This is a genomic window from Aeromonas sp. R7-4 (assembly GCF_040908055.1).
Classification (GTDB): domain Bacteria; phylum Pseudomonadota; class Gammaproteobacteria; order Enterobacterales; family Aeromonadaceae; genus Aeromonas; species Aeromonas sanarellii.
Map to the genome: position 1 here is coordinate 60,223 of NZ_JBFODA010000034.1, position 21,934 is coordinate 82,156.

Below are 21,934 nucleotides of genomic sequence, written 5' to 3' on the forward strand. Positions count from 1 at the left end.
GTTGCGAAGGTCAAAAAAAGAGGGAGGCATCATGCCTCCCTCTTGCCATTGGTTGCCAGTCAGGTCAGGAGCTGAGGCGGTGCGCCTCCCTCCCCCGTGACCGCGCCCAGGCGCATATCGCATCAGACAGCGCCTGAGTAGCGTTCACGCCATCGTCCCTGACCTCAACCGGGCATCAATTGCCGGTCACATCCGGACCACAGTTGTTGGTATTGGCCGGGTTGACGCTGTTGTTGATGAAGGTCACTTCCCCTGCCGGTTGATAGTCGGCAGCGTGGATCACCTGCTTGGACTCCATGTACTCCTTCAGCACCCCCGCATCGACCAGACCAGCATTGATGGTGTTGATGACGGGATACTTGTCCCCGCCAGCGGCGCTGAAGCTCGGGATGGCGAAGCTGTAAGTGGCATTGGCATCGAACGCCTTGCCGCCTATGGTGCTGATGGTAACGCTCTGGGCGCTGCAGTTGACCTCCATGCTGATGCCGCCAAACTGGGGATAGCCGCCGCCGGTCAGGGTGGCCACCTTGCCGAGATAGTCCACGAGATCGCTGCCCTTCATGGTGGCCTTGTTGACCGTATTGCCAAACGGGTGGACGGTCAACACGTCACGATAGGCAATATCGCCGGTCTGGATGGAGGCACGCACCCCGCCCGAGTTCACGATGCCAAAATCAGCATTCAGCTTTTGCGCCGTGGCCGTGGTAATAAGGCGTCCCAGATTGGTTTGCATATAACGGACCGTCTTGCGTTCCCCCATCAGGAGATCATCCGTGGAGGCAATTTTCACGCCCAGTTCGGCCTCTCCCTTTTCCTGGAATACTTGCAAGGTCGCGTTCAGCTCGGGATCCTTGATTATTTCGTCCTGAATGAACTGAACATTTCCGTTGTCATCTTTAATGGCGTTGTTTTTCCCATCGCGCTGCACCAGATTGACCGGAATAAGCTCGTAGCCTGTCAATGTCAGCTTGCCATTCTGATAATCAAACTGGGCACGCCCCACATATTTCCCCCACTCGTGGGCCTGCATGATCCAGGTACCGTTCTGCTGATCCGGCTGACAGTCGTCGCCCGGCTTGAAGTCCGCATACTGGTCCGGCGTGCCCGGCTCCATGCAGACCGGGTTCTGGGAGTGGCCGCCGATGATGGCATCCAGGGTGCCGGCCGGCAGTGCGCGGGCCATCTCCACATCCCCGGGCGCGTTGCTGCCGTGCTGGCCATCCGCATAGTGGCCCATGTGGGTGATGGCGAAGACCAGGTTCGCCTCCTTGCGGTCGCGGATCTCCTTGCCCAGCTTGCCCGCCTCCGTGGTCGGATCGCGGAACTCCAGGGTCTTGACGTTGTTGGGATCCACCAGCTGGGCGGTGTCTTCCGTGGTCAGGCCTAGCACGGCCACCTTGAGGCCGTTGTCCAGCTTGAACACCTTGTAGGGATCGAAGTAGCGCTGACCGCTGGTCTTGTCATAGATGTTGGCGGACAGCATGGGGAACTGGGCCCAGTCACGCTGTTTCTCGAGGACGCTCAAGGGGTTGTCGAACTCGTGGTTGCCCACCGCCATGGCATCGTAGCGAATGCTGTTCATGCCGATGAAATCGGGCTCGGCGTCTTGCAGGTCGGACTCGGGCACCCCGGTGTTCACGTCACCGCCGGAGAGCACCAGCACTTCGCTGCCCGCTGCCTTGGCCTCCGCGCGCAGGCGCTCGACCAGGGTCTTCTGTGCCGCCATGCCATATTCACCATCGGCGTTGTGCCAGAAACGGCCGTGGGTATCGTTGGTGTGGAGGACGGTCAGTTTGCAGACATTTTCGGTACAGGGGGCGACACTTTCATTTTGTGAGGTATTGCAGCCGCTCAAGGCGGCGAGCACTGCCAGTGCGATACTTCCTTTGACCAATTTATAATTCATTTCCATATCACCTTGTTATTTTGTTATTGGATGACCCCTTCTTGGGTCGGGCGGTAATATAACAAACAACATGTGACGGTTTTTCATCGGCGACTCACAAATTCCGCCAAATGTGATCATTCGCGCAACCTGTTTCCCCTATTTGGCTCAGCCACCGCTGTGCCAGCCGCGCATTTCGTCGCGACATGGCAGCCCGCCGGAAACAGTTATGGCATACTGCCCGCCAATCAATGCCAAGGAGTGCCAGGAATGGCCAAGTACGACAAAATTTCCCCCGAGACCCAGCAGGAGGCGATGAAGATCGCCCGCGCCAACCAGAAGCCGGGGCAGACCAAGGAGCAGACCCAGCTGATCGCCCAGGGGATCCAGAAGGGCATAGACGAATACAAGAAACAGATGAAGGCCAAGGCCCGGGAGGCCAGCCGCCAGAAGAAGCTGCAAGCCAGGGCGAAGCAGGCCCCCCGAGAGGCACAGGAGGAGGAGAGCGAGGTCGAGGTGATCGAGATCCCCCGCCAGCACCCGCTGCCCTGGGTCTTGCTGGGACTGAGCTGGCTGGCGTTTGCCTGCCTCTGGTTCTGGCTGCGCTGATCCCGTCTTGGGCAAACCTTTGCCCTGGGATCGGCCTCACAGCCCGGGAGCGGGGAACTGGTCATCCCTCGCCCGGACTGCTTACACTCTGCCCCCCTTGTCTGGAGACCCCTCATCATGAATCCGGCCCCGCTCTACCTGCTGGCTCCCCTTGCCCTCTTCCTCGTGACCCTGGTGCTCTATCGCATCTCCCCGCTGCGGGCGGTCGCCGCCGGCCACGCCCGCTGGTTTATCCTGCCCGCGTTCACCCTCTTCATCCTGCTCATCATCATCAACGGGGCGGCCGATCCCGCCTCGCGCAACCCGGCCTTCCACTGGCTGATGCCGGGGCTGGGCTTCGCTCTCAGCCTGTTCCCGGCCCTGCCCAAGGCGCTGGTGCCGCGCCTGGCCATCAAGGAGGGGGCCTTCGCCGCCCTCGGCCTGATGCTGATGAGCCTGGCCATGGTCTACTGACTCAGCCATATGGACATGACTCAAGGGGCGCTCTGTGACGGGCGCCCCTTGTACAAACAATGGCCGGCAGGCATCTTGGTGAGTGGATAACCGGCAAGGAGGCCAGATGGACAGTCCGCCCGATTTCATGGCGCAGTGGGATTACCAGGATCCCGCCGCCAGCGCCCTGCGTTTTCATGCCCTGCTGCCCGAGGCGCGCGCAGCCGGCCTGCAGTGCGAACTGGAACTGCTCACCCAGATAGCCCGCACCCACTCCCTGCAACGCCAGTTTGCACAGGCGCACCAACTGCTCGACGAGATAGAACCCCGCCTCACCGAGACCACCCCGAGGGCCCGCCTGCGCGTCCTGCTGGAGCGCGGTCGCACCTTCAACTCCGCCGGCGACAAGGCCAGCGCCAGAGCCCTGTTTGAACAGGCCTGGCAGCAGGGGCTCAAGCACAAGGAGTTGTATCTTGCCATCGACGCCGCCCACATGATCGCCATCGCCGCCCCCCTGGAGGAGCAGAGCCGCTGGCACCAGCTGGCGATGGAACTGGCCGAGCGCAGTACCGATACAAAGGCGCGCGGCTGGCTCGCCACCCTCTACAACAATCAGGGCTGGACCCTGTTCGAGCTGGGGCGCCTCGACGAGGCCATCGCCTGTCAGCAAAAATGCCTGGCCTGGCACGAGCGGCACAACAATCAGGGCAAGGCCTTTATCGCCCGCTGGAGCCTTGCGCGCCTGAACCGGGCCCAGGGGTTGCACGAGCAGGCCATGGCGGCACTGGCTCAGTTGCGGGCCGACATGGCCGCCGCCGGAGCTCCCGAGGACGGCTATCTGTTTGAAGAGCTGGGGGAGAATGCCCTGGTGCTGGAGGATACGGCTGCGGCCGAATACTTTGCCCGCGCCTGGTTTCTGCTGTCACAGGATGAGTGGTTCAAGGCCAACGAGGCAGAGCGGCTGGCCAGGCTCAAGCGCCTCGCCAAGCTCTAGCAAGACAACAGCGGGGCGGCCAATTGGCAGCCCCGCACATCAGCATGTCTGCCCGGGGGCAGATATGACGGCTCAGGCCGGACTCGCCTCTTCCCAGCTCTGCTTCTTGCGATAGATGGTGGAGGGACTGATCTCCAGCAGGGCCGCCGCCTTGGGGATGTTGCCATCACAACTGGCGATGGCCTGCTCGATGGCCTCCTTCTCCACCAGCCAGAGCGGGCGAACGGGAAGGCGGGCCTGCACGGGCACGACCGGGACGTCCGACGTCTCGGGCGCGGGGGTCGGCACCGCGAGCACGCGTCCGCCATTGAGCGGTGGCGGCAGTATCTCCGGGCTCACCAGCTCGCGGTCGTTGAGCACCACTATGTTGCGCACCACGTTCTGCAGCTCGCGCACGTTGCCTGGCCAGGGGTAATCGAGCAGCACCCGCACGGCGTCAGCATCGAAATCCTTGAAGCGCTTGTTCTCCTCCCTGGCATATCGCAGCAGGAGGTCGCGGGCCAGCAGCAGAATGTCTTCACCGCGCTCGCGCAGGGGTGGCAGGGGGAGCGGGATCACGTGCAGGCGATAATAGAGGTCCTCGCGAAAACGCCCCGCCTTCACCTCCACCAGGGGATCCCGGTTGGTAGCGCAGACGAAGCGCACGTCCACCGTCTCCAGCTTGCCGCTGCCGACCCGCTGCAGGGTGCCGGTCTGGATGAAGCGCAGCAGCTTGCTCTGCAGGTCGAGATCCATCTCGCAGATCTCGTCGAGGAAGAGGGTGCCACCGTCCGCCAGGCTGGCCGCCCCCTTGCGATCCCCCTGGGCACCGGTAAAGGAACCCTTCACGTGGCCGAAGATCTCGCTCTCCATCAGATCGTGGGGAATGGCGGCGCAGTTCAGCGCGATGAAGGGCTGCTCACGACGCGGGCTGCACTGGTGGATGGCCTCGGCGCACACCTCCTTGCCGGTGCCGCTCTCGCCGGTGATGAAGACGGTCGCCTTGCTTGGCGCCGCGCTCTCTATGATGCGGTAAACCGCCTGCATCGCCATGGAGGCGCCGATGAAGCCGGCAAAGGAGCTGCGCTCGAAGTTTTCCCTATACTGGGCCACCAGCGAGCTGAGCTGCTGGTGCTTGAGGGCGTTGCGGGCCGTGGCGCACAGCCGCTTGCCGTCGAACGGCTTGGTCAGGAAGTCGAAGGCGCCGAATCGCATCGCCTCCACCGCCACGTCCACCGAGCCGTGGGCGGTGATCACCACCACGGAGCAGGGCAGTTGCCGCTCGGTGATCTGCTGCAGAATGTCCATGCCGGACATGTCGGGCAGCTCCAGATCCAGCAGCACCACGGGAGGAGGGCTCGCCAGCAGCTGCGCCAGCGCCTGCTGGCCGCAATCGGCCAGCTGTACCTCATAGCCATCCTGGGCCAGGTACTGCTCATAGACGACGGCCAGACTGCGGGTATCTTCCACCAGCAGGACACGGGGTTTGCTTTCAGCCACGAGATCCATCCTTGCGCTTGATTTTGTTATCTATTCTGGGGGCTAGCCGCCGCACACTCAAGACGGGCTCGCGGCTTTCTCCCACCGCCCTCGACGCCACACAAGCAAAAACGGCTCCCTGGGGAGCCGTTTTCATCGCATGATCAGCTTATTTCTTGCTGTCGTCGCCATTGGCGGCGGGCTTCTCGATGGCCAGCAGCTCGACGTCGAATACCAGCACGGCGTTGGCCGGGATGGAGCCGGCACCGTGCTCGCCGTAGGCCAGCTTGGAGGGCAGGAAGAACTTGAACTTGGAACCGACGGGCATCAGCTGCACGCCTTCGGTCCAGCCCGGGATCACCTGGTTCAGCGGGAAGGTGGCCGGCTCGCCGCGATCGACGGAGCTGTCGAACTTGGTGCCATCGGTCAGGGTGCCGGTGTAGTGTACCTTGACGATGTCGGTGGCCTTCGGCTTGGCGCCGTCACCCATCTTCTCCACCAGGTATTGCAGACCGGACTCGGTGCTCTTCACGCCCTCTTTCTTGGCGTTGGCTGCCAGGTACTCTTCGCCCTTCTTCAGGTTTTCCACGGCGTCCTTGTCGGCCTTGGCCTTGGTCAGCTCGTTGATCTTGGCGTCATATTCCTGCAGAACCTTCTGGATCTCCTCGTCGGTCATGCTGGCCTTCTTGCCCAGACCGTCGGTGACCCCCTGGAGGATCACGGTATTGTCCAGCTTGATGCCGAGCTCCTGCTGACGCTCCAGGGTATTGGCGATATAACGACCCATGGAGAGGCCGATCGCATAGCCGGATTGCTCTTCAAAGCTCTTGGCTTCTGCCTTGGGGGCCTCTGCCGACTTGCTGGCTTCTGCCTTGACCTCTGCGGTATTCGCAGCAGGCTTCTCGTCTTTTTGGCAAGCAGTCAGACCGACGGCAACCGCCGCAGCCAACAGGGACACCTTCAGAAAATTGTTCATCAGTTTCTCCAAAACTCTAAATACCGCTCTCGGTTCCTTCGTGAAATGAGAGGTTTATCGTGATAAGCGCCTTATACTAACGCCGTGATCGCAGGTAACGAAAGCATGAGACAGGAAAAATGATCAAAAGTGCCATTTATCTCATCGGTATCTGCCTGATGCTGGCGGGATGCGAACAGAGCTCGCAGCCCGGTCGGCAGATCCGCCTCGCCGAACAGGGCCTGCTGAGCGCGGATCTCGCGGGCTCCGGCAAGCTGGCCCTGGTCTCCAGCCTGGGTCAGGGCACTGTGGTGTGGGATCTGGACCAGGGCAAGGAGCGCTGGCGCTGGCGCCAGAGCGACGATCGGGAAGAGTTCGTCACCCTGACCCGCTTCTCCCCTGACGACAGCCACGCCATCACCGCCACCCAGGGCACCTTTGCCATCTGGCGCCTGCAGGATGGTCGCTCCCAGGGCTACTACTCCCTGCCCGAGTCCAGCCTGCGCGATGCGGCGCTCTCGGCGGATGGCCGCCAGGTGCTGATCGGCCGTGCCGACGGCAAGGCGGAGCTGGTGGACACCCAGACCGGCCGCCGGCTGCAGTTCCTCGGTCACACCGAGCAGGTCAATACCGTGGATCTCTCCGCCAACGGCCGCTACGCCCTCACCGGCGGCAACGACTACAGCGCCTATCTGTGGGATACCCGCAGCGGCCAGGTGCTGTGGCGCTTCCACCACGGCGGCCGGGTGGTGATGGCGAGGCTAGACCCCGGCGGGCGCTTCGCCTTCACCGCCGACAGCCGCCAGGCCAGCATCTGGGATCTGAAAACCGGCAAGGAACACAGCAGGCTGCGGTTCGACCACCGCTTCGAGGTCTACACCAGCGCGCGCTTTGCCAACGACGGCAACTGGCTCATCACAGGCGCCCCCTCCCGCCAGCTCTCCCTGTGGCGGGTGAGCGACGGCCACCAGCTGCAGAGCTGGCGGGTCTCGCCCCACCCCAGGGTGAAACCGCCGAGCGCTGTGGTCTACGGCGTGGCTTTGCGCGACAATGGCCACCTCGTCAGCGCCAGCTCCAGCGGCCTGGCCGAAATCTGGACTATCAAGTAAGGACCCAAAGGCCCATGAGTCAGCAACTAAACGATCGCCTCGAAACCCTGGAAAGCCGCCTCGCCTATGCCGAATACACGGTGGAGCAGCTCAACGACGAAGTCACCACCCAGGGCCGCGAGCTGGATCGGCTCAAGCACCAGATCCATCTGCTGGTGGAGAAGCTGCAGAGCGTGCAGCCGAGCCAGATTGCCAGCATGGCCGAAGAGACGCCGCCACCGCACTACTGATGAGTGCCAGCCATAAAAAACCCGCGTCATGCGCGGGTTTTTTCATCATCGGCCAGGCCGAAATCAGTGGTGATGGCCCTTGCCACCGCAACCGCCGCCACCGCAGCAGCCGCCGTGACCATGGTCATCGCCGTGGTCGTGACTGTGATCGTGGCCGTGACCACCACAGCAACCGCCGTGGCCATGGTCGTGATCATGATCGTGGTCATGACCATGGTCGTGACCGCAACCACCGGCACCGTGCACGTGGCCGTGGGCCAGCTCTTCGGCGGTGGCGGCACGCACGTCCTTGATCTCGACCTTGAAGCCCAGGGTCACGCCGGCCAGGGGATGGTTGCCATCCACCTTGACGAACTCCTCGGACACCTCGATGACGGTTACCGGACGGTGGCCATCGTCGGTCTCGGCCACAAAAGTATCCCCTTCAGACACTTCCATGCCATCGAACAACTCGCCGGGCACTTCCTGCACCAGGTTCTCGTCATACTCGCCATAGGCCTGGCTCGGCGTCAGGGTGACGTCGAATGCCTCGCCCACGCTGCGACCTTCCAGTTCGGCTTCGAGGCCGGAGACCAGGTAACGGGTGCCGTGCAGATACACCAGCGGCTCTTTACCGACTGTGGTGTCGATGACTTCACCGTGTTCGTCGGTGACCGTGTATTCCAGCGTAACCACGCTCAGGGGAGCTACTTTCATGTCAGGGATCCTGCGGATAGAAAAAAACGGGCCCAGAATACCTTAAAAAGGTGGCCAAGCATATGATCTGCCCCGCCCCGTCGTGCTGAAAAAGTCGGCAGTCCGGCACGGGGCGGGTCTCACCCCGGCTATTCCCGAGAGGCCCTCACTCGCGGCGAGGCGCGACAAACGCACACCCTGCATCGTACATGCCTTCGCTCAATGCCCCCATCCGGCAGCCCATCATTCGGGACGAAACACCCCGATGACCTGCTCCGCCTCGCGGGTCGCCTTGTCCACCTCGGCCTGGGTCTGCACCTGGGTATCCCCGCAGTCGACACAGGTCACCTTCTCGACTCCATGCTCCATATACAGCATCATGGTGTCCATCTTGCCGCACGCCGGGCACACTGCCCCGGCAATGAAGCGCTTTTTACGTCTGGTTTCCATTTTTGTTACCTCCGGGCAGCATCATATCAGGGTTTTTACATGCATCACGCCATCGAGTATCAGCATTTTTCCACTCCCAGCCTCCAGGTCGGCCCCCGCAAACGCTCCCCCATGGGCCAGTTGCTGCGCGTCACCCGGGGGGCGGCACTGCTGAGACTCGGCGCCCACGAGCTGCTGCTGACCGAGGGCAGCCACTTCTGGCTCTGCGCCGATGCCCTCGCCGCCCTGACGCCCCTTGCGGGTTGCCAATACGATCTGCTGGCCTGCTCCGTGCGGGTGGCGCAGCCGGCCCAGGCCGGCTGGTTGCAGGCGAGCCCGCTGATGGATGCCCTGCTGGACAACCTGGCCACCTGGTTGCGCCCCCGCGACTGGCAGGGCCCCTTTGGCGAGCGCCTGCGCATTCTGGGGGACGAGCTGCAGGCATGCGTCCTGGCGCCGCAGCCGGACACCGCGCTGCAAACCGCCTGGCAGGCGCTGGCCAGCCAGCAACCGGGCAGCGACACGGCCTGGCAGGCCCTGCTTGCCGAGCGCGGTCTCGGTGGGCCAGACGCCCAGGCCCTGCAGGAACAGTGGCGACTGCTGCAGGGGGTTCGCCTGCGTCGAAGCGGCAGCACGCCGGCCCAGGTGGTGGCCAGGCTGGGCTACCGGGATAACGCGGCGCTGGCCGAGGCCTCCCTGCGGTGGCTGGGTCACGCCCTCGACGCCGAGCCCTCGCTCTCACCCTCCCGCTGAGCCGGACGACAAAATAAAAGATGGTGAAAGGGATCCAGTTTTGCGGCGCGCGGTCGCTAACAACGAAGGAGTCATCCTTGTCACCATCCTCTATGCTGAACACCAGATTGACCGTCACCGACTAGATCAACAGGACATCCGCCATGACGAGCAAGGCCAACCAATCCCAGGGCATGTTGCTGTTCCACCTCTCTGCCAGACAATCCTTCGCCATCGGCACCCTCAAGGTGAAGGAGATAGTGCCCTACACCCAGCTCACCGCCCTGCCGCAGTCGCATCCGACCGTGCTCGGGGCCGCCAGCATGCGGGGCACCACCATCCCCGTGATCGACATGGCCATGGCGGTGGGCTATCGCCCCATCAGCAGGGAGGAGATGCCCCACTGCTTCATCATCATCACGGATTGCCGCCGCACCCTGGTGGGTTTCCTGGTGCGGGGCATCGACAAGATCACCGAGTGCAACTGGCGTGACATCGAGCCGCCGCCCCCCTCCCTCGGGCAGAACGTGTTCGTCACCGGCGTGACCCGGGTGGGGGAGCAGCTGATCCAGCTGCTGGACGTGGAGCTCATCCTGTCGCGGGTCTATCCGGACGATCCCAGCCACCTCTACCCCGTGCTGACCGACGTGCAGCGCGAGCGGCTCAAGCCGATGCGGATCCTACTGGTGGACGACTCCTCCGTCGCCCGCCGCCAGCTGATGGCGGCGCTGGATTACATCAACATTCCCTACGAGGTCTGCACCAACGGCCGCGACGCCCTCGCCCTGATGCAGGCCAGGGCCACCCAGGGCAAGCGGATCGACATCCTGGTGAGCGACATCGAGATGCCGGGGCTGGACGGGTACGAGCTGGCCTTCGAGGTGCAGAGCGACCCCAGGCTGGCGGAGGCCTACATCATCCTGCACACCTCCCTCTCCAGCGAGATCAGCGTGGAGCGGGCCCACCAGGTCGGGGCCCACGAGGCGCTCACCAAGTTTGAAGCCAACGAGCTGATCCAGGCCATGCTGCGCGGTGCCGAGCACCACGATCACCTGCCGGCCTGATGTTGCGGCGGGCCTTGGCTCGCCGCCTCTATCTATTCCCGTCGTTCCGAGTCATCCCATGCTGACAGAAAGCCACTTCCACGCCCCCTGGTGGGCCCGCAATGCCCACCTGCAGACCATCTTGCCCAAGTGGCTGCGCCGCTCGCCGGCCCGCTTCATTCAGGAGCGCTTCGAGCTGGCAGATGGCGACTTCGTCGATCTCGCCTGGAGCGGCGACGTCAGCCAGGGCCCGGGGCCGCTGATCGTGCTGTTTCACGGGCTGGAGGGGAGCATTCACTCCCACTATGCCAAGGGACTGTTCGCCCATCTGCAACGGCAGGGGCAGGAGGCGGTGCTGATGCATTTTCGGGGGTGCAGCGGCGAGCCGAACCGGTTGCTGCGGGCCTACCACTCCGGCGCCATCGAGGATGCAGAGGCGGTGATCGCCGAGCTGGGTCGGCGCTTCCCCGGCAAGCCGCTCATCGCCATCGGTTATTCCCTGGGGGGCAACATGTTGGTCAATCTGCTGGCGCGCGCCTGCCCGGCCGAACTGAAGGCCGCAGTGGTGATCTCGGCCCCGCTGCAACTGGCAAGCTGTGCCGATCGGGTCAATCAGGGGTTCTCACGGGTCTATCAGCGCTATCTGCTGCGCACCATGCGGGCCAATCTGCAGAGCAAGATCCGGCATCTGGCCACCGCCCGGGCCCGCTGGCAACCGGCGCAGATCGCGCGCATCGCCACCCTGCGGGAGTTCGACGAGCAGGTGACGGCACCACTTCACGGCTTCGCCAGCGCCGATCACTACTATCAGACCTGCTCCGGTCTGGGTCTGCTGGCCCGCATTCCCATCCCGACCCTGGTCATCCACGCCGCCGACGATCCCTTCATGACTGGCGCCGTCATCCCGGGGCCAGAGCAGCTCTCCCCCCAGGTGCGCTACGAGCTGAGTCGACGGGGCGGCCACGTGGGCTTCCTGCACGGCTCCCCCTGGCGGCCCCGATTCTGGCTGGATGAGCGCATCAGCCTGTGGCTGCAGGAGCAGACTCAGGGCGCGATGCGATAACCGTTGCGCCCCTCCTCCTTGGCCCGATAGAGGGCGCCGTCGACCCGCTCGAGCAGCATGACGAGGCTCTCCCCCGGACGCCACTGGGCGATGCCCTGGCTCAGGGTGAGGTAGGGCGACACGTCGGAGTCCTCGTGGGGCAGCGCCCGGGCCGCCAGGGTGGCGCGAATGCGCTCCGCCACCTCCTGGCCACCGTCCAGCGTCGTCTCCTGCAGCAGCACCACGAACTCCTCCCCGCCGTAGCGGGCCACCAGATCGCCGGGCTCACGCACGCTCTCCTCCAGGCACTCGGCCACCAGGATCAGGCACGCATCCCCCGCCTGATGGCCGTAGCGATCGTTGTAGCGCTTGAAGAAGTCCACATCGAGCAGGATCACCGTGAGCGGCAGTTCCAGGGTCGTGCCCTGCGCGATGGCGCGCTTGCATACCTGATCGAAGTGCCGACGGTTGGCCAGGCCGGTCAGGGGATCCCGGTGGGCCATGGCATTCATCTTGTGCGCCAGCATCAGGTTGTCATACTCCCTCGACACGGCCAGCTCGAACCAGCCGTTGAGCATGCGCCGCCCGGTTTCCAGCACGACCAGCAGCATGCAGACCACTATGATGTTGACCAGCACAAAGGGCTCAGGGCTCCACGAGGCCCTCAGCAGCAGAAACAACAAAGGGGCGAACACCAGCGCGTAAAACAGTCTCACGTCGCAATAGGCCGCGATCAGGCCGGTCAGCAGCAGCAGGCTGACCATGTTGAAGATGAAGCTGAAGCCTCCCTTCAGATCGACGATCGAGATGGTGTAGCCCGCCAGAGCCCAGGCCAGGCCCCAGCCGAGGGCGCAGGCCCACAGGGAGACCTGCCAGAGGACGTGGGGCTGGCGGGCGAGCCAGCGCCAACCGAGCGGAAACAGCAGGCAGACGCCAGCCATGGCGAGGAGCTGCCACTCGTAGGACCAGGGCAGGCGGTCCACGAGCACCAGGTGCGCCTCCTGGTAGATGTGGAAGCGGGTCAGCAGGAACAGGATGGCGATCAGGTTGATGGCCCAGAACCAGCGCAGTCCGGCGCAGAGGGCGTGGCGGCGGGCATCGAACAGGTGCTGTTCGAACTGACCCGAGGGGCGGCGGGCTTCAGAAGGATACATACCACCCCTTGCCCGGTCCGTGACAAACCCCTTGCGCTGGCCGGCGAGACACCGACAATATCCGCACTCCACTGACTGAAGATGAAACCATGATTATCCCCTGGCAAGAACTGGATCCCGACACCCTCACCAACCTGCTCGAGCACTTTGTCCTGCAAGAGGGCACCGAGTATGGCGAGCAGGATGTCAGCCTGGCCGACAAGGTCGAAGAGGTCCGGCAACAATTACAACAAGGCAGCGCCGTGCTCGTTTACAGCGAGTTGCACGAGAGCGTCAACGTCGTGCACAAGACTCATTTAAGCAAGGCGTCGACTGACGACTTCCAGCAAGAATGACACAGGATGGGGGACCCGGGCTGAAGAATCTTCGTCCGTTTTTCCCTGTTCCTCTGGCCATCCGGCGTTCGGCCGGGGCGCGGCGCCCGCCGGGAAGGCCGCCCGTGGGCCGCCATCTCCCCGGTGCGAGGCACACTGTGCGCCAGGCTGGCAGAGCCGGCCGGAGGATAGTGCGACGAGACGGCGCACTTGACCGCACTTTGGGCCAGCCCTTATAACGGAACTCCCAAGGAAGAGAGAATTCTATGTCGGCCAAGCATCCCATCATCGCGGTCACCGGTTCATCCGGTGCCGGCACCTCCACCTCCACCAACGCCTTTCGCTCCATGTTCCACCAGCTCGGGTACAAGGCGGCCGTGGTCGAGGGGGACAGTTTCCACCGCTATACCAGGCCCGAGATGGATGTCGCCATCCGCAAGGCCCGGGAGCAGGGACGGCACATCAGCTACTTCGGCCCCGAGGCCAACGACTTCGGGCTGCTGGAGTCCTTCTTCCAGGAGTACGGCCAGAGCGGCACCGGCCAGTACCGGCGCTACCTGCACAGCTTCGACGAGGCGGTGCCCTTCAACCAGATGCCGGGCACCTTCACCCCCTGGCAGGATCTGCCGGGCGAGACGGACCTGCTGTTCTACGAGGGGCTCCATGGGGGCGTGGTCACCGACGAGCACAACGTGGCGCGGCACGTGGACTTTCTCATCGGCGTGGTGCCCATCGTCAACCTGGAGTGGATCCAGAAGCTCATTCGCGACACCTCGGAGCGCGGCCACTCCCGGGAGGCGGTGACCGACTCCATCGTCCGCTCCATGGACGACTACATCAACTTCATCACGCCCCAGTTCTCCCGCACCCACATCAACTTCCAGCGGGTACCGACCGTCGACACCTCCAACCCCTTCAGCGCCAAGGTGATACCCAGCCTGGACGAGAGTATGCTGGTGATACGGTTTCGGGGCATCAAGCAGGTGGACTTCCCCTACCTGCTGTCGATGATAGACGGCGCCTTCATGTCCAGGATGAACACCATAGTCGTGCCGGGCGGCAAGATGGGTTTCGCGATGGAGCTGATCCTGCGCCCCCTGATCCAGCAACTGATCGAAACGGGCAAGATCACCTGAGCCAAGGAGCTTATCGATGCGCGGTGCACTTCTCTCATTCACACTGGCTGCCCTGCTGGGCGGCTGCAGCACGGGCCCCGCGGCCCCCACCGTCGAAACGGGCACCATGGTGGTGCGTCCGGCAGACAACTGGCCCTATGGGGCGACGCCACGCTATGCACTCGCCGAGCAGTTCCAGTATGCGGGCAACAGCGCCGCGCCCTGGCTGGAGCCGGTACAGCAGGCCGTGACCCGGGAACTCGACGGCAAGGGCTGGCGCAGCGTGCCCCTGGATGACGCCGACGTCTGGGTCGCCATCGGGGTGGCGGGCAGCCAGGACATGAGCGACGGGGAGGTCTTTTCCCGCCTCGGCATGACCCCGGGTCTGAATGCCGCCGCCGATGCTCGCAAGGGCACCCTGGCCATACTGCTGCTCGACAGACGCACCCAGCAGACGGTGTGGAGCAGCGCCATCCAGCTCGCCAGCGACGTGCCCGTCGCCGAGGAGGCCCGCAGCCAGCTCAGCCAGCAGCTCGCCGCCCAGCTGCTGGGCGCCCTGCCCGCCCGATAAACCCGCCCCAGAACAAAACGGCCTGCTTCAAGCAGGCCGTTTTGCATACACGCCGTGACGGCATGAGGATCATTTCAGCTCGCAGGTGAGCTGGGTCACGCCACTCTTGACCAGGGTAGCCTGCTTGTCCTGTTGGGAGAAGGTGGTCACCCCGTCGGAATAGCTGGCGATCTCTTTGGGCGACTCGATGCGCCCCAGCTTGTGATACACGCCGGCATAAGGGAACTGCACCATGTCGGCCTGGGCATCATAGGTGATCCCCAGCAGCTCTTCCCCGCACTGATACTGGCTGTATTGATACTGGGTCGGCTGCGGCGCACTGCAGGCGGCAAGCCCGAACAGGGGAAGCAACATCATCATTTTTTTCATCGCACTTTCCTTATGTCATGGCGTTATCGACGGGACAAACTACGACTGTCAAGCTTCAAGAATTTGATAACTATGGGTAATTTCTACCGCTTTTTCCAACATCAGGGAAACGGAACAATATTTCTCCATGGACAGGTCCACCGCACGGGCCACCTGCTTCTCGGCCAGACCCTTGCCGGTCACGACGAACTTGAGGTGGATCTTCTGGAATACCCGGGGCACGGAGTCGGCGCGCTCCCCTTCCAGCTCCACATGGCAGGCGGTCACGGTCTGACGGGCCTTCTCCAGGATGGAGACCACGTCGATGGAGCTGCACCCGCCAACCGCCAGCAGGATCATCTCCATCGGGCTGGCACCTTCCCCCGGGTTGGCGCCGTCCAGGGTCACCTGATGACCGGACTCGCTCTCGCCCACAAACTTCATGCCTTCGACCCAGCTGACCTTGGCTTTCATCTCTCACTTCCTCTCAATGACGACGGTTCTGACGCCCATAGCATACCTCAAGCAGGGGTCGAGTGGCACATGACTCGTCATCCTGCATCGTCGCGGGATCCCGACCCGCCCGTGCCGTCCCGGCCGTACCTTGCGAAACTGCCGCAGACCCGGGGGGAAATAGATCGAAATCAACATCCGACCCCCTCTTCTTGCCTAGAATGCCCCGGACGACGCAGCAGATGGCGGCTCACCGGTGGACGGCAAAACCCCAAAGCCTTGTCAGCACAGGCAAAGGCTCTTATTCTACTGCGACCAAAGAGTAAGGAATGGCAAGCTTGGCAACTTGCCTGGACGCACAGTCCATAAAAATGACACTACAGAGGAAGTCTCATGATCATTGGCAAACCGCAAAGCGATCCCACCCTCGAGTGGTTCTTGTCGCATTGCCACATTCATAAGTATCCCGCCAAGAGCACCCTGATCCACGCCGGTGAAAAAGCGGAAACCCTCTACTACATCGTCAAGGGCACCGTCGCCGTCCTGATCAAGGATGACGAAGGCAAGGAGATGATCCTCTCCTACCTGAATCAGGGGGATTTCCTGGGCGAGATGGGGATGTTCGAAGAGAACGAGAATCCGGAGCGTTCCGCCTGGGTACGTGCCAAAGGCGCCTGTGAAGTCGCCGAGATCTCCTACAAGAAGTTCCGCCAGCTGATCCAGGTCAACCCGGACATCCTGATGCGCCTCTCCGGTCAAATGGCCAAGCGCCTGCAGCACACCAGCCAGAAGGTCGGCAACCTCGCCTTCCTGGACGTGACCGGCCGCATTGCCCAGACCCTGCTCAACCTGGCCAAACAGCCGGATGCCATGACCCACCCGGATGGCATGCAGATCAAGATCACCCGCCAGGAGATCGGCCAGATCGTCGGCTGCTCCCGTGAAACCGTCGGCCGCATCCTCAAGATGCTGGAAGAGCAGGAGCTCATCTCCGCCCACGGCAAGACCATAGTGGTGTTTGGTACCCGCTGATCGGGTTCCCCGACGGCGCCCGCACAGCGCCGTTGGATAAAAAGGCTGCCACGGCAGCCTTTTCTGATCCTCTCCCCTATAATCCCGAACGCCCCCGCCGACATGGCCTTCGCCAAGAGAACACCTATGCACCTTCAATGCCCCCTTTGCCGCAGCCCCCTCCAGTTGCATGACGCCTCCAAGGGCCGCTACTGCGCCAACAAGCACCACTTCGATCCCGCTCCTGAAGGTTATCTGGACCTCATCCCCGGCACCAAGAACCCCAAGGACAGCGACAGCCGGGCCCTGCTGCGGGCCAAGCGCCGCTTCCTGGAGCAGGGCCACCAGCTGCCCCTGGTGGAGGCCATGGTCGAGCTGCTTGCGCCACTCGGGGAGCATGAGCTGATCCATCTGGGCTGTGGCGAGGGCTACTACTGCCGCGCCCTGGCCGAGCGCCTCCCTGGCTGGCAATTCGCCGGGTTCGACATCGCCAAGAACGCCATCTTCGCCGCCAACAAGGCGCAGCCTGAGGCTCAGTTCGTCATCGCCGATCCGGCGCGCGCCCCGCTGCAACCAGGCAAGGCCCAGGTGTTGCTGGTCAACGACCTCAAGGTCAAGACAGAGCAGCTGGTCAACTGGCTGGCGCCGGGCGGCTACCTGCTCCATGTGCAGCCGGGTCCTCGCCACCAGTGGCAATTGCGCGTCAGCCTGAACCCGGTGAGCATGGAACACCCCCTGAGCTGGCCGAGCCTCGCCGGGCTCACCCCGGTTGCCCGGCAGCGCAGCCAGTTCAGCACGGCGCTGGATCAAGGTTTGCGCGAACACATTCTGGAGACCAGCCGCCTCGGCTGGCGCGCCAGCGGCGAGCAGCGCCATGCCTTCACCCATCAGGGGCCTGACGCGCTCGAGCAGGATCTGCTGCTGAGCCTGTGGCAGAAGCCGCTCTGAGCGCGCCATTCCGGATGAAAAAAAGGCCCGTATGGGCCTTTTGTTTGGCATTTTTGTCTGTATGGGCCGTGCTCGCCCCTGGTCTGACGGGGAGGCCACCTACTCGAGCGGACGCCCGTTGACGGTGAAGGAGAGTGCCGCCCCCGGCGCCGGGACGGGCCTCTGATCCAGGGTACGGGCGGCACAGATCACGGCGGCGCTCCGTGGTTCGCTGGCCGTGGGCACGTTGACATGGAACTTGTTCATCACGCCGGCATTGAGCCGGTGATTGGCGAGCCGGAAGTGCAGCAAGCCATCCCGGGTCTCCACCTGCAGCTGGCAATCCCCCGCCCCGATCCGCTCCCCGTCATCCCCATAGCCGAAACCGTAAGCGCCGTGCAAGGCCGGATAGAGGTAGCTCGGCAACAACCCGCGAGGATCGTAATAGCCCACCAGGGTCGTCACCGGCACCCCGAATGCCTGCGGCTTGCGCGCCACCCGAGTATCCACCACAGGCCCTTCGTGCCAGCGGCTGCCGTCCGAGGTGTAGCTCTTCTTGAAGCCACGGGAGACGGTGATCTGCTGGCCGTTGATGAAGAGGATGCTGTTGTAGCCGGCACTGTGCTCCACGGTCAGGATGTGCCCCGCATTCCCGGCTCCGGCAGGCGGCGCCTGGATGTTGCGCGTCCAGTTGCCGTCCCACATGGCTACCTTGACCAGGTCATACTCCGCCAGCAGGGCCGCCAGCCTGGCTTCACTCAGGTCATTGACCGGGGCGCTGATCTGCTCCAGCCGCTCGACCCTGTGCTGGTAGGGCACCATGGTGGCGGTGGCGGCATCCCATTTGCGAAATCCGGTCGGGGAAGTGGCATCGAACACCGCCTTGCTCTCGAGGAAACGCTGGATGATGGCGGCCGAGTTCGGGGTGTAGAGGGTGAAGCGGTTGAAGCCGGAGAAGGGCGCGCCGCCCGCCATGGCATCGAAACCGAACGCGTGGCCCTCGAACGGTGCTTGGCACTGACCGTCGAGACAGGCGCTCTGGCCGGTGCGGGCGGGGCCGAAGTTGGGAATGAAGCGATTGCGATCCCCGTCCCAGCCCCAGGTCGAGTTGACCGCCTCGGCGCTACGGTGCACCGAGCCGGTGAAACCGCCGACATAGTGCCCCAGGCCATAGTTGTGGCCCACCTCGTGGCTGAACTCGTTGCCGAGGGAGCTGTCGAGGGTGACGATGCCGCCGCCCCCCGAGCCCCCGTGCACCTGGATGCCGTTGGCGTACTTGCCCCGGCTGTTGTGGGCCGCCAGCTGGGCCACCACATAGGGATGGCTGCTCTCCCCTTCGCCGGCCGTGCTGTTGATGCCGTAGTTCGCGTTGTCGATGCCGTGGGAGATCAGCTCCTTGCCGATGCGCTGGCGCATGGTGCCCTCGTGCCAGCCGCCCTGGCTGGGATCGAAGTCGGTGAGCAGGGTGCCGTTTGGCAGCATCACCTCCGGCAGCGACAGGGGGGCGTACTGGCTGACGATGAGCCGGCTGGTCGGCACCGTCTGGAAATATTCACGGTGGGCCTCGGGATCCCTGGCGAAGGCAAACTGATCCCGGGGAGTGGTCAGCATGCCGATGTCGATGGTGTGGATGAGCAGCTCGCTCGGGGCGCCGACCTGCAGATCCGTCAGCTCGCCGCTGAGCCCGCCCTGGCTGAGTTGCAGCGCCAGGCCAGGCCGGATCCAGTCCGCCGGCAGCACGGCACTCCAGGCATCGGCCGCGTAGCGGATGCCGTTGTTCTCCAGCTCCCCGTCACGGATCCACTGGCCGGCCACGAATTTGAACTGCAGGCTCTGGCCGCGGGAGAGGGTCACCTGGCGGCCACTGTAATAAATGGTCGAGTTGTAACCGGCGTTGGAGGCCAGCCGCACCATCTTGCCCGCCAGCTCGGCCCCGACCGGCAGATGAATATCCCGCACCCAGCGGCCATCCGCGGTCTGGATGGTGACCAGGGCGTGGGGCTGCAACTTGCTCTGCAGGAAGGCTCCGGCGGGGTCGCTGAGTCTGGCCAGCTCGCTGCTGCTGTCGATGAGGCCACTGGTGCCCGGCCCCGGGGTGAAGTCGACCCCCTCCTCCGGCGAACCCTCGAGGTAATAGGCCGTCTTCGGCAACTGTCCGGGGGGGTTGAGGGTGAGCGTCCCGAGCGTCTGCCCGGCGCCATCTCGCGCCGTCACCGTCATCGGCACGCCGGCTTCGGCTTGCAGGGGCCTGACCAGCAACAGGCTCTTGCGCAGGGCGGTCAGCCTGGGCTGGTTGTCTCCCTCGGCGACATGGGCCGGCAGGATCTGGCTCTGGGCGAATTGCACCTGCGCCGCCAGGGAGCCTTGCAGTTCGTTTACCGGTGGCTGGGTATTGAAGGGCAAGGACGCGGGAGCCTGGACGGCGGCCAACAGGGGGCCACTCGCCAGGGCGGTCAGGATCAGGCTGGCTAGCTGTGTTTTTTTCATTGTTATGGTTCTCATTGTGGCGGGCATGTCCACATGCCCTGTTGTGGTAAGCCTGATGAAGCGGGTGGCAACGCCTCGGCCTTGCCCCCCTCTTCGGAGGTGAGTCGCGGTGCCGGGGAGGAAAGGTCCATCCAGAACCTGTCATCGCCCCATGACGCTCATCGGTTCTGGTCAGGGGCCCCGTCTTCGCTCACTCCGGGATCCCCCGCGGCGATTCGGCGGCTCAGGGTCTGGTGGATCACCCGCCATTGGGGGGCGAAGAAGATCCCCTCCTGACGACCGACATACATGAGGTTGGCGGCGCCATTGGGATCGGTGTCCTTGGCGTGCCACAGCCCCAGGTTGTGGCCCAGCTCGTGGGCCAGGGTCAGGGACTGGCCCAGCTCGGTGGCGTTGCCGGGACAGGCGGCGCGATAACCGGCGCGGGGAGGCGCGTCGTCCGGCCCCATGCCCATGGACGACCCTGCCCCGGCCCCGCCACATGCCCGCGCCGGATCCTTGTATCTGCGGATCACATAGAGGTTGGAGAAGACCTGCCCCTGGTTCGGGATCCAGCCCTCGGAGAAGGGGGCCTCCTGTTCGGAGCGATCCCCTTCGTACGAGTCGCCGTCACCGTCCTTGTCCCACTCGTGTACCAGCACGCCGTTGTCGACCCAGCTGAGCCGGATGTTGTAGGGAGCGTAGCGGCGGCCGATGTCGCGCTGGATCAGGGCACCGTCATCCCAGAGGTGGGTCTGGGTCTCTCCGGGGAAGGCGATGTAGCTGTAGGAAAGCCTCACCACCTTGGGCGCCGTGACGACGAGGCGCACCAGATCGACCGGTTCGCCGTTGGCCAGGATCGCCAGGTTGGTCTCCCCCTCCTGCAGCCCGCTCAGCACCAGCCTGTCCTCTTCCTCTCCCGGCTGGATCTGGAGCGTCGCCAGTGCCGGATCCGCGATGGCGTAGCTCAACACCCTGGCCTCGGCCCCCGGCAGTTTGCGGATGTGGAGCACCTCCTCGCCCCCCGCGCTGCTCAGCAGCTTCTCCTTGAGCGGGCGGCTCAAACCCGGGTCGAACGCGAGCCGGTTGGCGGGATCGGCCAGCACCTGGGCATAGGGATAGAGCGCCTGCTCCTGCACTCCCTCGGCACCGAGCCAGAACTGCCCCGCCTCGTTGCGCTTGAAGCCCTGCTGGCCGGTACCGGCCAGATAGCGCAGGGTGACGTGGTAATCCCGTCCCGCCAGCACCGGGATGGGGGCGCTGGGGGTGAAGGTGGTCCCGCTGCTGAAGGCCAGGGGCCCGTCATAGAGCGCCTCGCCGCTGTCGGGATCGGTGAGGCGCAGCGCAAACTGGCGGTTGCTGCCACCCCAGACCCCCTCCTTCACCTGGAAGGTCCGGATGGACAGCCGATCCCCCAGCAGCGGCAGGTTCGAACCCGGGATCCACAGGGTACGGCTCAGCTCGCCCCCCACCGCCATGAGGAGGCTGTTGTTGATGACGGGACCCTCGTCCCAGAGCGCCCCCAGGGCAAGCTGGTTGACGGGATGCTCCAGCTCCGGGTCATAGACGGTGACCGGCAGCGAGAAGGTGGTGGTGGTGCTCCCCCATCCCTTGAAGCCATCCACCGCGGGCAGGCCATCGTCCTTGACCTGATACTGGGCCACATAGTTGCCAGGCACCTGGGTATTGACCCCGCTCTTCTGGCTGATGCGGGCACTGAGATCCCCATTCTCGGCGTCCCGGGCGATCAGCCGCGGGGCGAAGGTCGCCCCCAAGGGCAATTGCTGGGCGAAATGGTTGACCAGCCCCTCCTGGCTGTAGATCTGGGGGGCGCTGTTGTCCTTGCGAAACGCGCCCGTCGTGCTGCTCTGCTGCGCCATCGCGAGCGGTGCCAGCAGTGCACAGCCGAGCAGGGGGGCGCCCGCCCGAAACAGGGGGTGTTGATTCTTCATGGGATCTGTCCTTCATAGGGAATGAGTGCT

General features: G+C 64.0%; 23 protein-coding genes. 13 read left to right on the forward strand and 10 right to left on the reverse strand.

Going from position 1 to position 21,934, the window contains the following annotated elements; translation table 11 throughout:
- Positions 1-175 precede the first annotated feature (175 nt).
- Positions 176-1,906 carry a bifunctional UDP-sugar hydrolase/5'-nucleotidase UshA gene (ushA, locus tag AB5Y72_RS09080; protein ID WP_219142726.1) on the reverse strand — a complete coding sequence of 577 codons (1,731 nt, stop codon included), beginning with the start codon at positions 1,904-1,906 and terminating at the stop codon, positions 176-178.
- A gap of 249 nt (positions 1,907-2,155) precedes the next feature.
- Between ushA and AB5Y72_RS09085 the strand changes: the two genes are divergently transcribed.
- The 3 genes from AB5Y72_RS09085 to AB5Y72_RS09095 all read left to right on the forward strand — a co-directional run bounded on the left by AB5Y72_RS09085 (position 2,156) and on the right by AB5Y72_RS09095 (position 3,920).
- The gene (locus AB5Y72_RS09085; protein ID WP_202211624.1) at positions 2,156-2,494 is read left to right on the forward strand and encodes a DUF2956 domain-containing protein; all 339 of its coding nucleotides are present in this window, start codon (positions 2,156-2,158) and stop codon (positions 2,492-2,494) included.
- Positions 2,495-2,611: 117 nt separating this feature from the next.
- On the forward strand, positions 2,612-2,947 hold the full coding sequence (locus AB5Y72_RS09090) for a hypothetical protein (protein WP_042074946.1): 336 nt from the start codon (positions 2,612-2,614) through the stop codon (positions 2,945-2,947).
- Positions 2,948-3,053: 106 nt separating this feature from the next.
- Positions 3,054-3,920 carry a tetratricopeptide repeat protein gene (locus AB5Y72_RS09095; protein WP_209794665.1) on the forward strand — a complete coding sequence of 289 codons (867 nt, stop codon included), beginning with the start codon at positions 3,054-3,056 and terminating at the stop codon, positions 3,918-3,920.
- A 72-nt stretch (positions 3,921-3,992) separates the two neighbouring features.
- On the opposite strand, the gene AB5Y72_RS09100 is transcribed toward AB5Y72_RS09095, so the two are convergent.
- Complete coding sequence (locus tag AB5Y72_RS09100) at positions 3,993-5,399, reverse strand: sigma-54 dependent transcriptional regulator (protein WP_209794664.1); 1,407 nt, start codon at positions 5,397-5,399, stop codon at positions 3,993-3,995.
- Between the two features lie 148 nt (positions 5,400-5,547).
- On the reverse strand, positions 5,548-6,354 hold the full coding sequence (gene fkpA, locus AB5Y72_RS09105; protein ID WP_042074950.1) for an FKBP-type peptidyl-prolyl cis-trans isomerase: 807 nt from the start codon (positions 6,352-6,354) through the stop codon (positions 5,548-5,550).
- A gap of 119 nt (positions 6,355-6,473) precedes the next feature.
- On the opposite strand from fkpA, the gene AB5Y72_RS09110 reads away from it, so the two are divergent.
- The gene (locus tag AB5Y72_RS09110) at positions 6,474-7,442 is read left to right on the forward strand and encodes a WD40 repeat domain-containing protein (RefSeq protein ID WP_042074952.1); all 969 of its coding nucleotides are present in this window, start codon (positions 6,474-6,476) and stop codon (positions 7,440-7,442) included.
- Positions 7,443-7,456: 14 nt separating this feature from the next.
- Positions 7,457-7,672 carry a SlyX family protein gene (locus AB5Y72_RS09115; RefSeq protein WP_042074954.1) on the forward strand — a complete coding sequence of 72 codons (216 nt, stop codon included), beginning with the start codon at positions 7,457-7,459 and terminating at the stop codon, positions 7,670-7,672.
- 63 nt (positions 7,673-7,735) lie between these two features.
- Here the strand turns inward: AB5Y72_RS09115 and AB5Y72_RS09120 are convergent, their stop codons facing one another.
- Both AB5Y72_RS09120 and AB5Y72_RS09125 read right to left on the reverse strand, forming a co-directional pair.
- Entirely contained in the window at positions 7,736-8,368 is a 633-nt protein-coding gene (locus tag AB5Y72_RS09120; protein WP_202211627.1) for a peptidylprolyl isomerase, read from the reverse strand.
- Positions 8,369-8,590: 222 nt separating this feature from the next.
- Complete coding sequence (locus AB5Y72_RS09125) at positions 8,591-8,797, reverse strand: YheV family putative zinc ribbon protein (protein ID WP_033130616.1); 207 nt, start codon at positions 8,795-8,797, stop codon at positions 8,591-8,593.
- 39 nt (positions 8,798-8,836) lie between these two features.
- On the opposite strand from AB5Y72_RS09125, the gene AB5Y72_RS09130 reads away from it, so the two are divergent.
- The 3 genes from AB5Y72_RS09130 (at position 8,837) to AB5Y72_RS09140 (ending at position 11,614) form a co-directional block, all read left to right on the forward strand.
- Positions 8,837-9,529, forward strand: coding sequence for a hypothetical protein (locus AB5Y72_RS09130; protein ID WP_202211628.1), 693 nt, complete (start codon positions 8,837-8,839; stop codon positions 9,527-9,529).
- Positions 9,530-9,672: 143 nt separating this feature from the next.
- Positions 9,673-10,572 (forward strand): chemotaxis protein CheV, encoded by a 900-nt coding sequence (locus AB5Y72_RS09135; protein WP_042074960.1) that lies wholly within the window; start codon positions 9,673-9,675, stop codon positions 10,570-10,572.
- 58 nt (positions 10,573-10,630) lie between these two features.
- Positions 10,631-11,614 (forward strand): hydrolase, encoded by a 984-nt coding sequence (locus AB5Y72_RS09140; protein WP_042074962.1) that lies wholly within the window; start codon positions 10,631-10,633, stop codon positions 11,612-11,614.
- Here AB5Y72_RS09140 and AB5Y72_RS09145 read toward each other — a convergent pair.
- Positions 11,596-12,747 carry a GGDEF domain-containing protein gene (locus AB5Y72_RS09145; protein ID WP_202211629.1) on the reverse strand — a complete coding sequence of 384 codons (1,152 nt, stop codon included), beginning with the start codon at positions 12,745-12,747 and terminating at the stop codon, positions 11,596-11,598. The two genes, AB5Y72_RS09140 and AB5Y72_RS09145, sit on opposite strands and share 19 nt — an antisense overlap.
- A gap of 89 nt (positions 12,748-12,836) precedes the next feature.
- On the opposite strand from AB5Y72_RS09145, the gene AB5Y72_RS09150 reads away from it, so the two are divergent.
- The 3 genes from AB5Y72_RS09150 (at position 12,837) to AB5Y72_RS09160 (ending at position 14,747) form a co-directional block, all read left to right on the forward strand.
- A complete protein-coding gene (locus AB5Y72_RS09150; protein ID WP_042074967.1) occupies positions 12,837-13,082 on the forward strand; it encodes a YheU family protein in 246 nt (81 codons plus the stop codon).
- 245 nt (positions 13,083-13,327) lie between these two features.
- Positions 13,328-14,197 (forward strand): phosphoribulokinase, encoded by an 870-nt coding sequence (locus tag AB5Y72_RS09155; RefSeq protein WP_043758373.1) that lies wholly within the window; start codon positions 13,328-13,330, stop codon positions 14,195-14,197.
- Between the two features lie 16 nt (positions 14,198-14,213).
- On the forward strand, positions 14,214-14,747 hold the full coding sequence (locus tag AB5Y72_RS09160) for a DUF4136 domain-containing protein (RefSeq protein WP_202211630.1): 534 nt from the start codon (positions 14,214-14,216) through the stop codon (positions 14,745-14,747).
- 69 nt (positions 14,748-14,816) lie between these two features.
- Here the strand turns inward: AB5Y72_RS09160 and AB5Y72_RS09165 are convergent, their stop codons facing one another.
- Positions 14,817-15,116, reverse strand: coding sequence for a hypothetical protein (locus AB5Y72_RS09165; protein WP_042074972.1), 300 nt, complete (start codon positions 15,114-15,116; stop codon positions 14,817-14,819).
- Between the two features lie 48 nt (positions 15,117-15,164).
- Complete coding sequence (locus AB5Y72_RS09170) at positions 15,165-15,569, reverse strand: OsmC family protein (protein ID WP_042074974.1); 405 nt, start codon at positions 15,567-15,569, stop codon at positions 15,165-15,167.
- Between the two features lie 372 nt (positions 15,570-15,941).
- On the opposite strand from AB5Y72_RS09170, the gene crp reads away from it, so the two are divergent.
- Together crp and AB5Y72_RS09180 are read left to right on the forward strand one after the other, a co-directional pair.
- Entirely contained in the window at positions 15,942-16,580 is a 639-nt protein-coding gene (gene crp, locus AB5Y72_RS09175) for a cAMP-activated global transcriptional regulator CRP (protein WP_010673237.1), read from the forward strand.
- Between the two features lie 126 nt (positions 16,581-16,706).
- Positions 16,707-17,507 carry a putative RNA methyltransferase gene (locus AB5Y72_RS09180; RefSeq protein WP_202211631.1) on the forward strand — a complete coding sequence of 267 codons (801 nt, stop codon included), beginning with the start codon at positions 16,707-16,709 and terminating at the stop codon, positions 17,505-17,507.
- 99 nt (positions 17,508-17,606) lie between these two features.
- Here the strand turns inward: AB5Y72_RS09180 and AB5Y72_RS09185 are convergent, their stop codons facing one another.
- Both AB5Y72_RS09185 and AB5Y72_RS09190 read right to left on the reverse strand, forming a co-directional pair.
- Positions 17,607-19,979 carry a M66 family metalloprotease gene (locus AB5Y72_RS09185; RefSeq protein ID WP_202211938.1) on the reverse strand — a complete coding sequence of 791 codons (2,373 nt, stop codon included), beginning with the start codon at positions 19,977-19,979 and terminating at the stop codon, positions 17,607-17,609.
- Between the two features lie 152 nt (positions 19,980-20,131).
- Positions 20,132-21,904 (reverse strand): hypothetical protein, encoded by a 1,773-nt coding sequence (locus AB5Y72_RS09190; RefSeq protein WP_325781886.1) that lies wholly within the window; start codon positions 21,902-21,904, stop codon positions 20,132-20,134.
- Between the last annotated feature and the right edge of the window lie 30 nt (positions 21,905-21,934).

What these genes read in the sequence shown, in the direction of transcription:
- AB5Y72_RS09110 (WP_042074952.1), top strand. Translation starts at nt 6,474, where the DNA reads ATGATCAAAAGTGCCATTTATCTCATCGGTATCTGCCTGATGCTGGCG.
- AB5Y72_RS09165 (WP_042074972.1), bottom strand. Translation starts at nt 15,116, where the DNA reads ATGAAAAAAATGATGATGTTGCTTCCCCTGTTCGGGCTTGCCGCCTGC.
- AB5Y72_RS09180 (WP_202211631.1), top strand. Translation starts at nt 16,707, where the DNA reads ATGCACCTTCAATGCCCCCTTTGCCGCAGCCCCCTCCAGTTGCATGAC.
- AB5Y72_RS09085 (WP_202211624.1), top strand. Translation starts at nt 2,156, where the DNA reads ATGGCCAAGTACGACAAAATTTCCCCCGAGACCCAGCAGGAGGCGATG.
- AB5Y72_RS09145 (WP_202211629.1), bottom strand. Translation starts at nt 12,747, where the DNA reads ATGTATCCTTCTGAAGCCCGCCGCCCCTCGGGTCAGTTCGAACAGCAC.
- AB5Y72_RS09170 (WP_042074974.1), bottom strand. Translation starts at nt 15,569, where the DNA reads ATGAAAGCCAAGGTCAGCTGGGTCGAAGGCATGAAGTTTGTGGGCGAG.
- AB5Y72_RS09095 (WP_209794665.1), top strand. Translation starts at nt 3,054, where the DNA reads ATGGACAGTCCGCCCGATTTCATGGCGCAGTGGGATTACCAGGATCCC.
- AB5Y72_RS09155 (WP_043758373.1), top strand. Translation starts at nt 13,328, where the DNA reads ATGTCGGCCAAGCATCCCATCATCGCGGTCACCGGTTCATCCGGTGCC.
- AB5Y72_RS09125 (WP_033130616.1), bottom strand. Translation starts at nt 8,797, where the DNA reads ATGGAAACCAGACGTAAAAAGCGCTTCATTGCCGGGGCAGTGTGCCCG.
- fkpA (WP_042074950.1), bottom strand. Translation starts at nt 6,354, where the DNA reads ATGAACAATTTTCTGAAGGTGTCCCTGTTGGCTGCGGCGGTTGCCGTC.
- AB5Y72_RS09150 (WP_042074967.1), top strand. Translation starts at nt 12,837, where the DNA reads ATGATTATCCCCTGGCAAGAACTGGATCCCGACACCCTCACCAACCTG.
- AB5Y72_RS09090 (WP_042074946.1), top strand. Translation starts at nt 2,612, where the DNA reads ATGAATCCGGCCCCGCTCTACCTGCTGGCTCCCCTTGCCCTCTTCCTC.
- AB5Y72_RS09140 (WP_042074962.1), top strand. Translation starts at nt 10,631, where the DNA reads ATGCTGACAGAAAGCCACTTCCACGCCCCCTGGTGGGCCCGCAATGCC.
- crp (WP_010673237.1), top strand. Translation starts at nt 15,942, where the DNA reads ATGATCATTGGCAAACCGCAAAGCGATCCCACCCTCGAGTGGTTCTTG.
- AB5Y72_RS09135 (WP_042074960.1), top strand. Translation starts at nt 9,673, where the DNA reads ATGACGAGCAAGGCCAACCAATCCCAGGGCATGTTGCTGTTCCACCTC.
- AB5Y72_RS09120 (WP_202211627.1), bottom strand. Translation starts at nt 8,368, where the DNA reads ATGAAAGTAGCTCCCCTGAGCGTGGTTACGCTGGAATACACGGTCACC.
- AB5Y72_RS09160 (WP_202211630.1), top strand. Translation starts at nt 14,214, where the DNA reads ATGCGCGGTGCACTTCTCTCATTCACACTGGCTGCCCTGCTGGGCGGC.
- AB5Y72_RS09115 (WP_042074954.1), top strand. Translation starts at nt 7,457, where the DNA reads ATGAGTCAGCAACTAAACGATCGCCTCGAAACCCTGGAAAGCCGCCTC.
- AB5Y72_RS09190 (WP_325781886.1), bottom strand. Translation starts at nt 21,904, where the DNA reads ATGAAGAATCAACACCCCCTGTTTCGGGCGGGCGCCCCCCTGCTCGGC.
- AB5Y72_RS09130 (WP_202211628.1), top strand. Translation starts at nt 8,837, where the DNA reads ATGCATCACGCCATCGAGTATCAGCATTTTTCCACTCCCAGCCTCCAG.
- ushA (WP_219142726.1), bottom strand. Translation starts at nt 1,906, where the DNA reads ATGAATTATAAATTGGTCAAAGGAAGTATCGCACTGGCAGTGCTCGCC.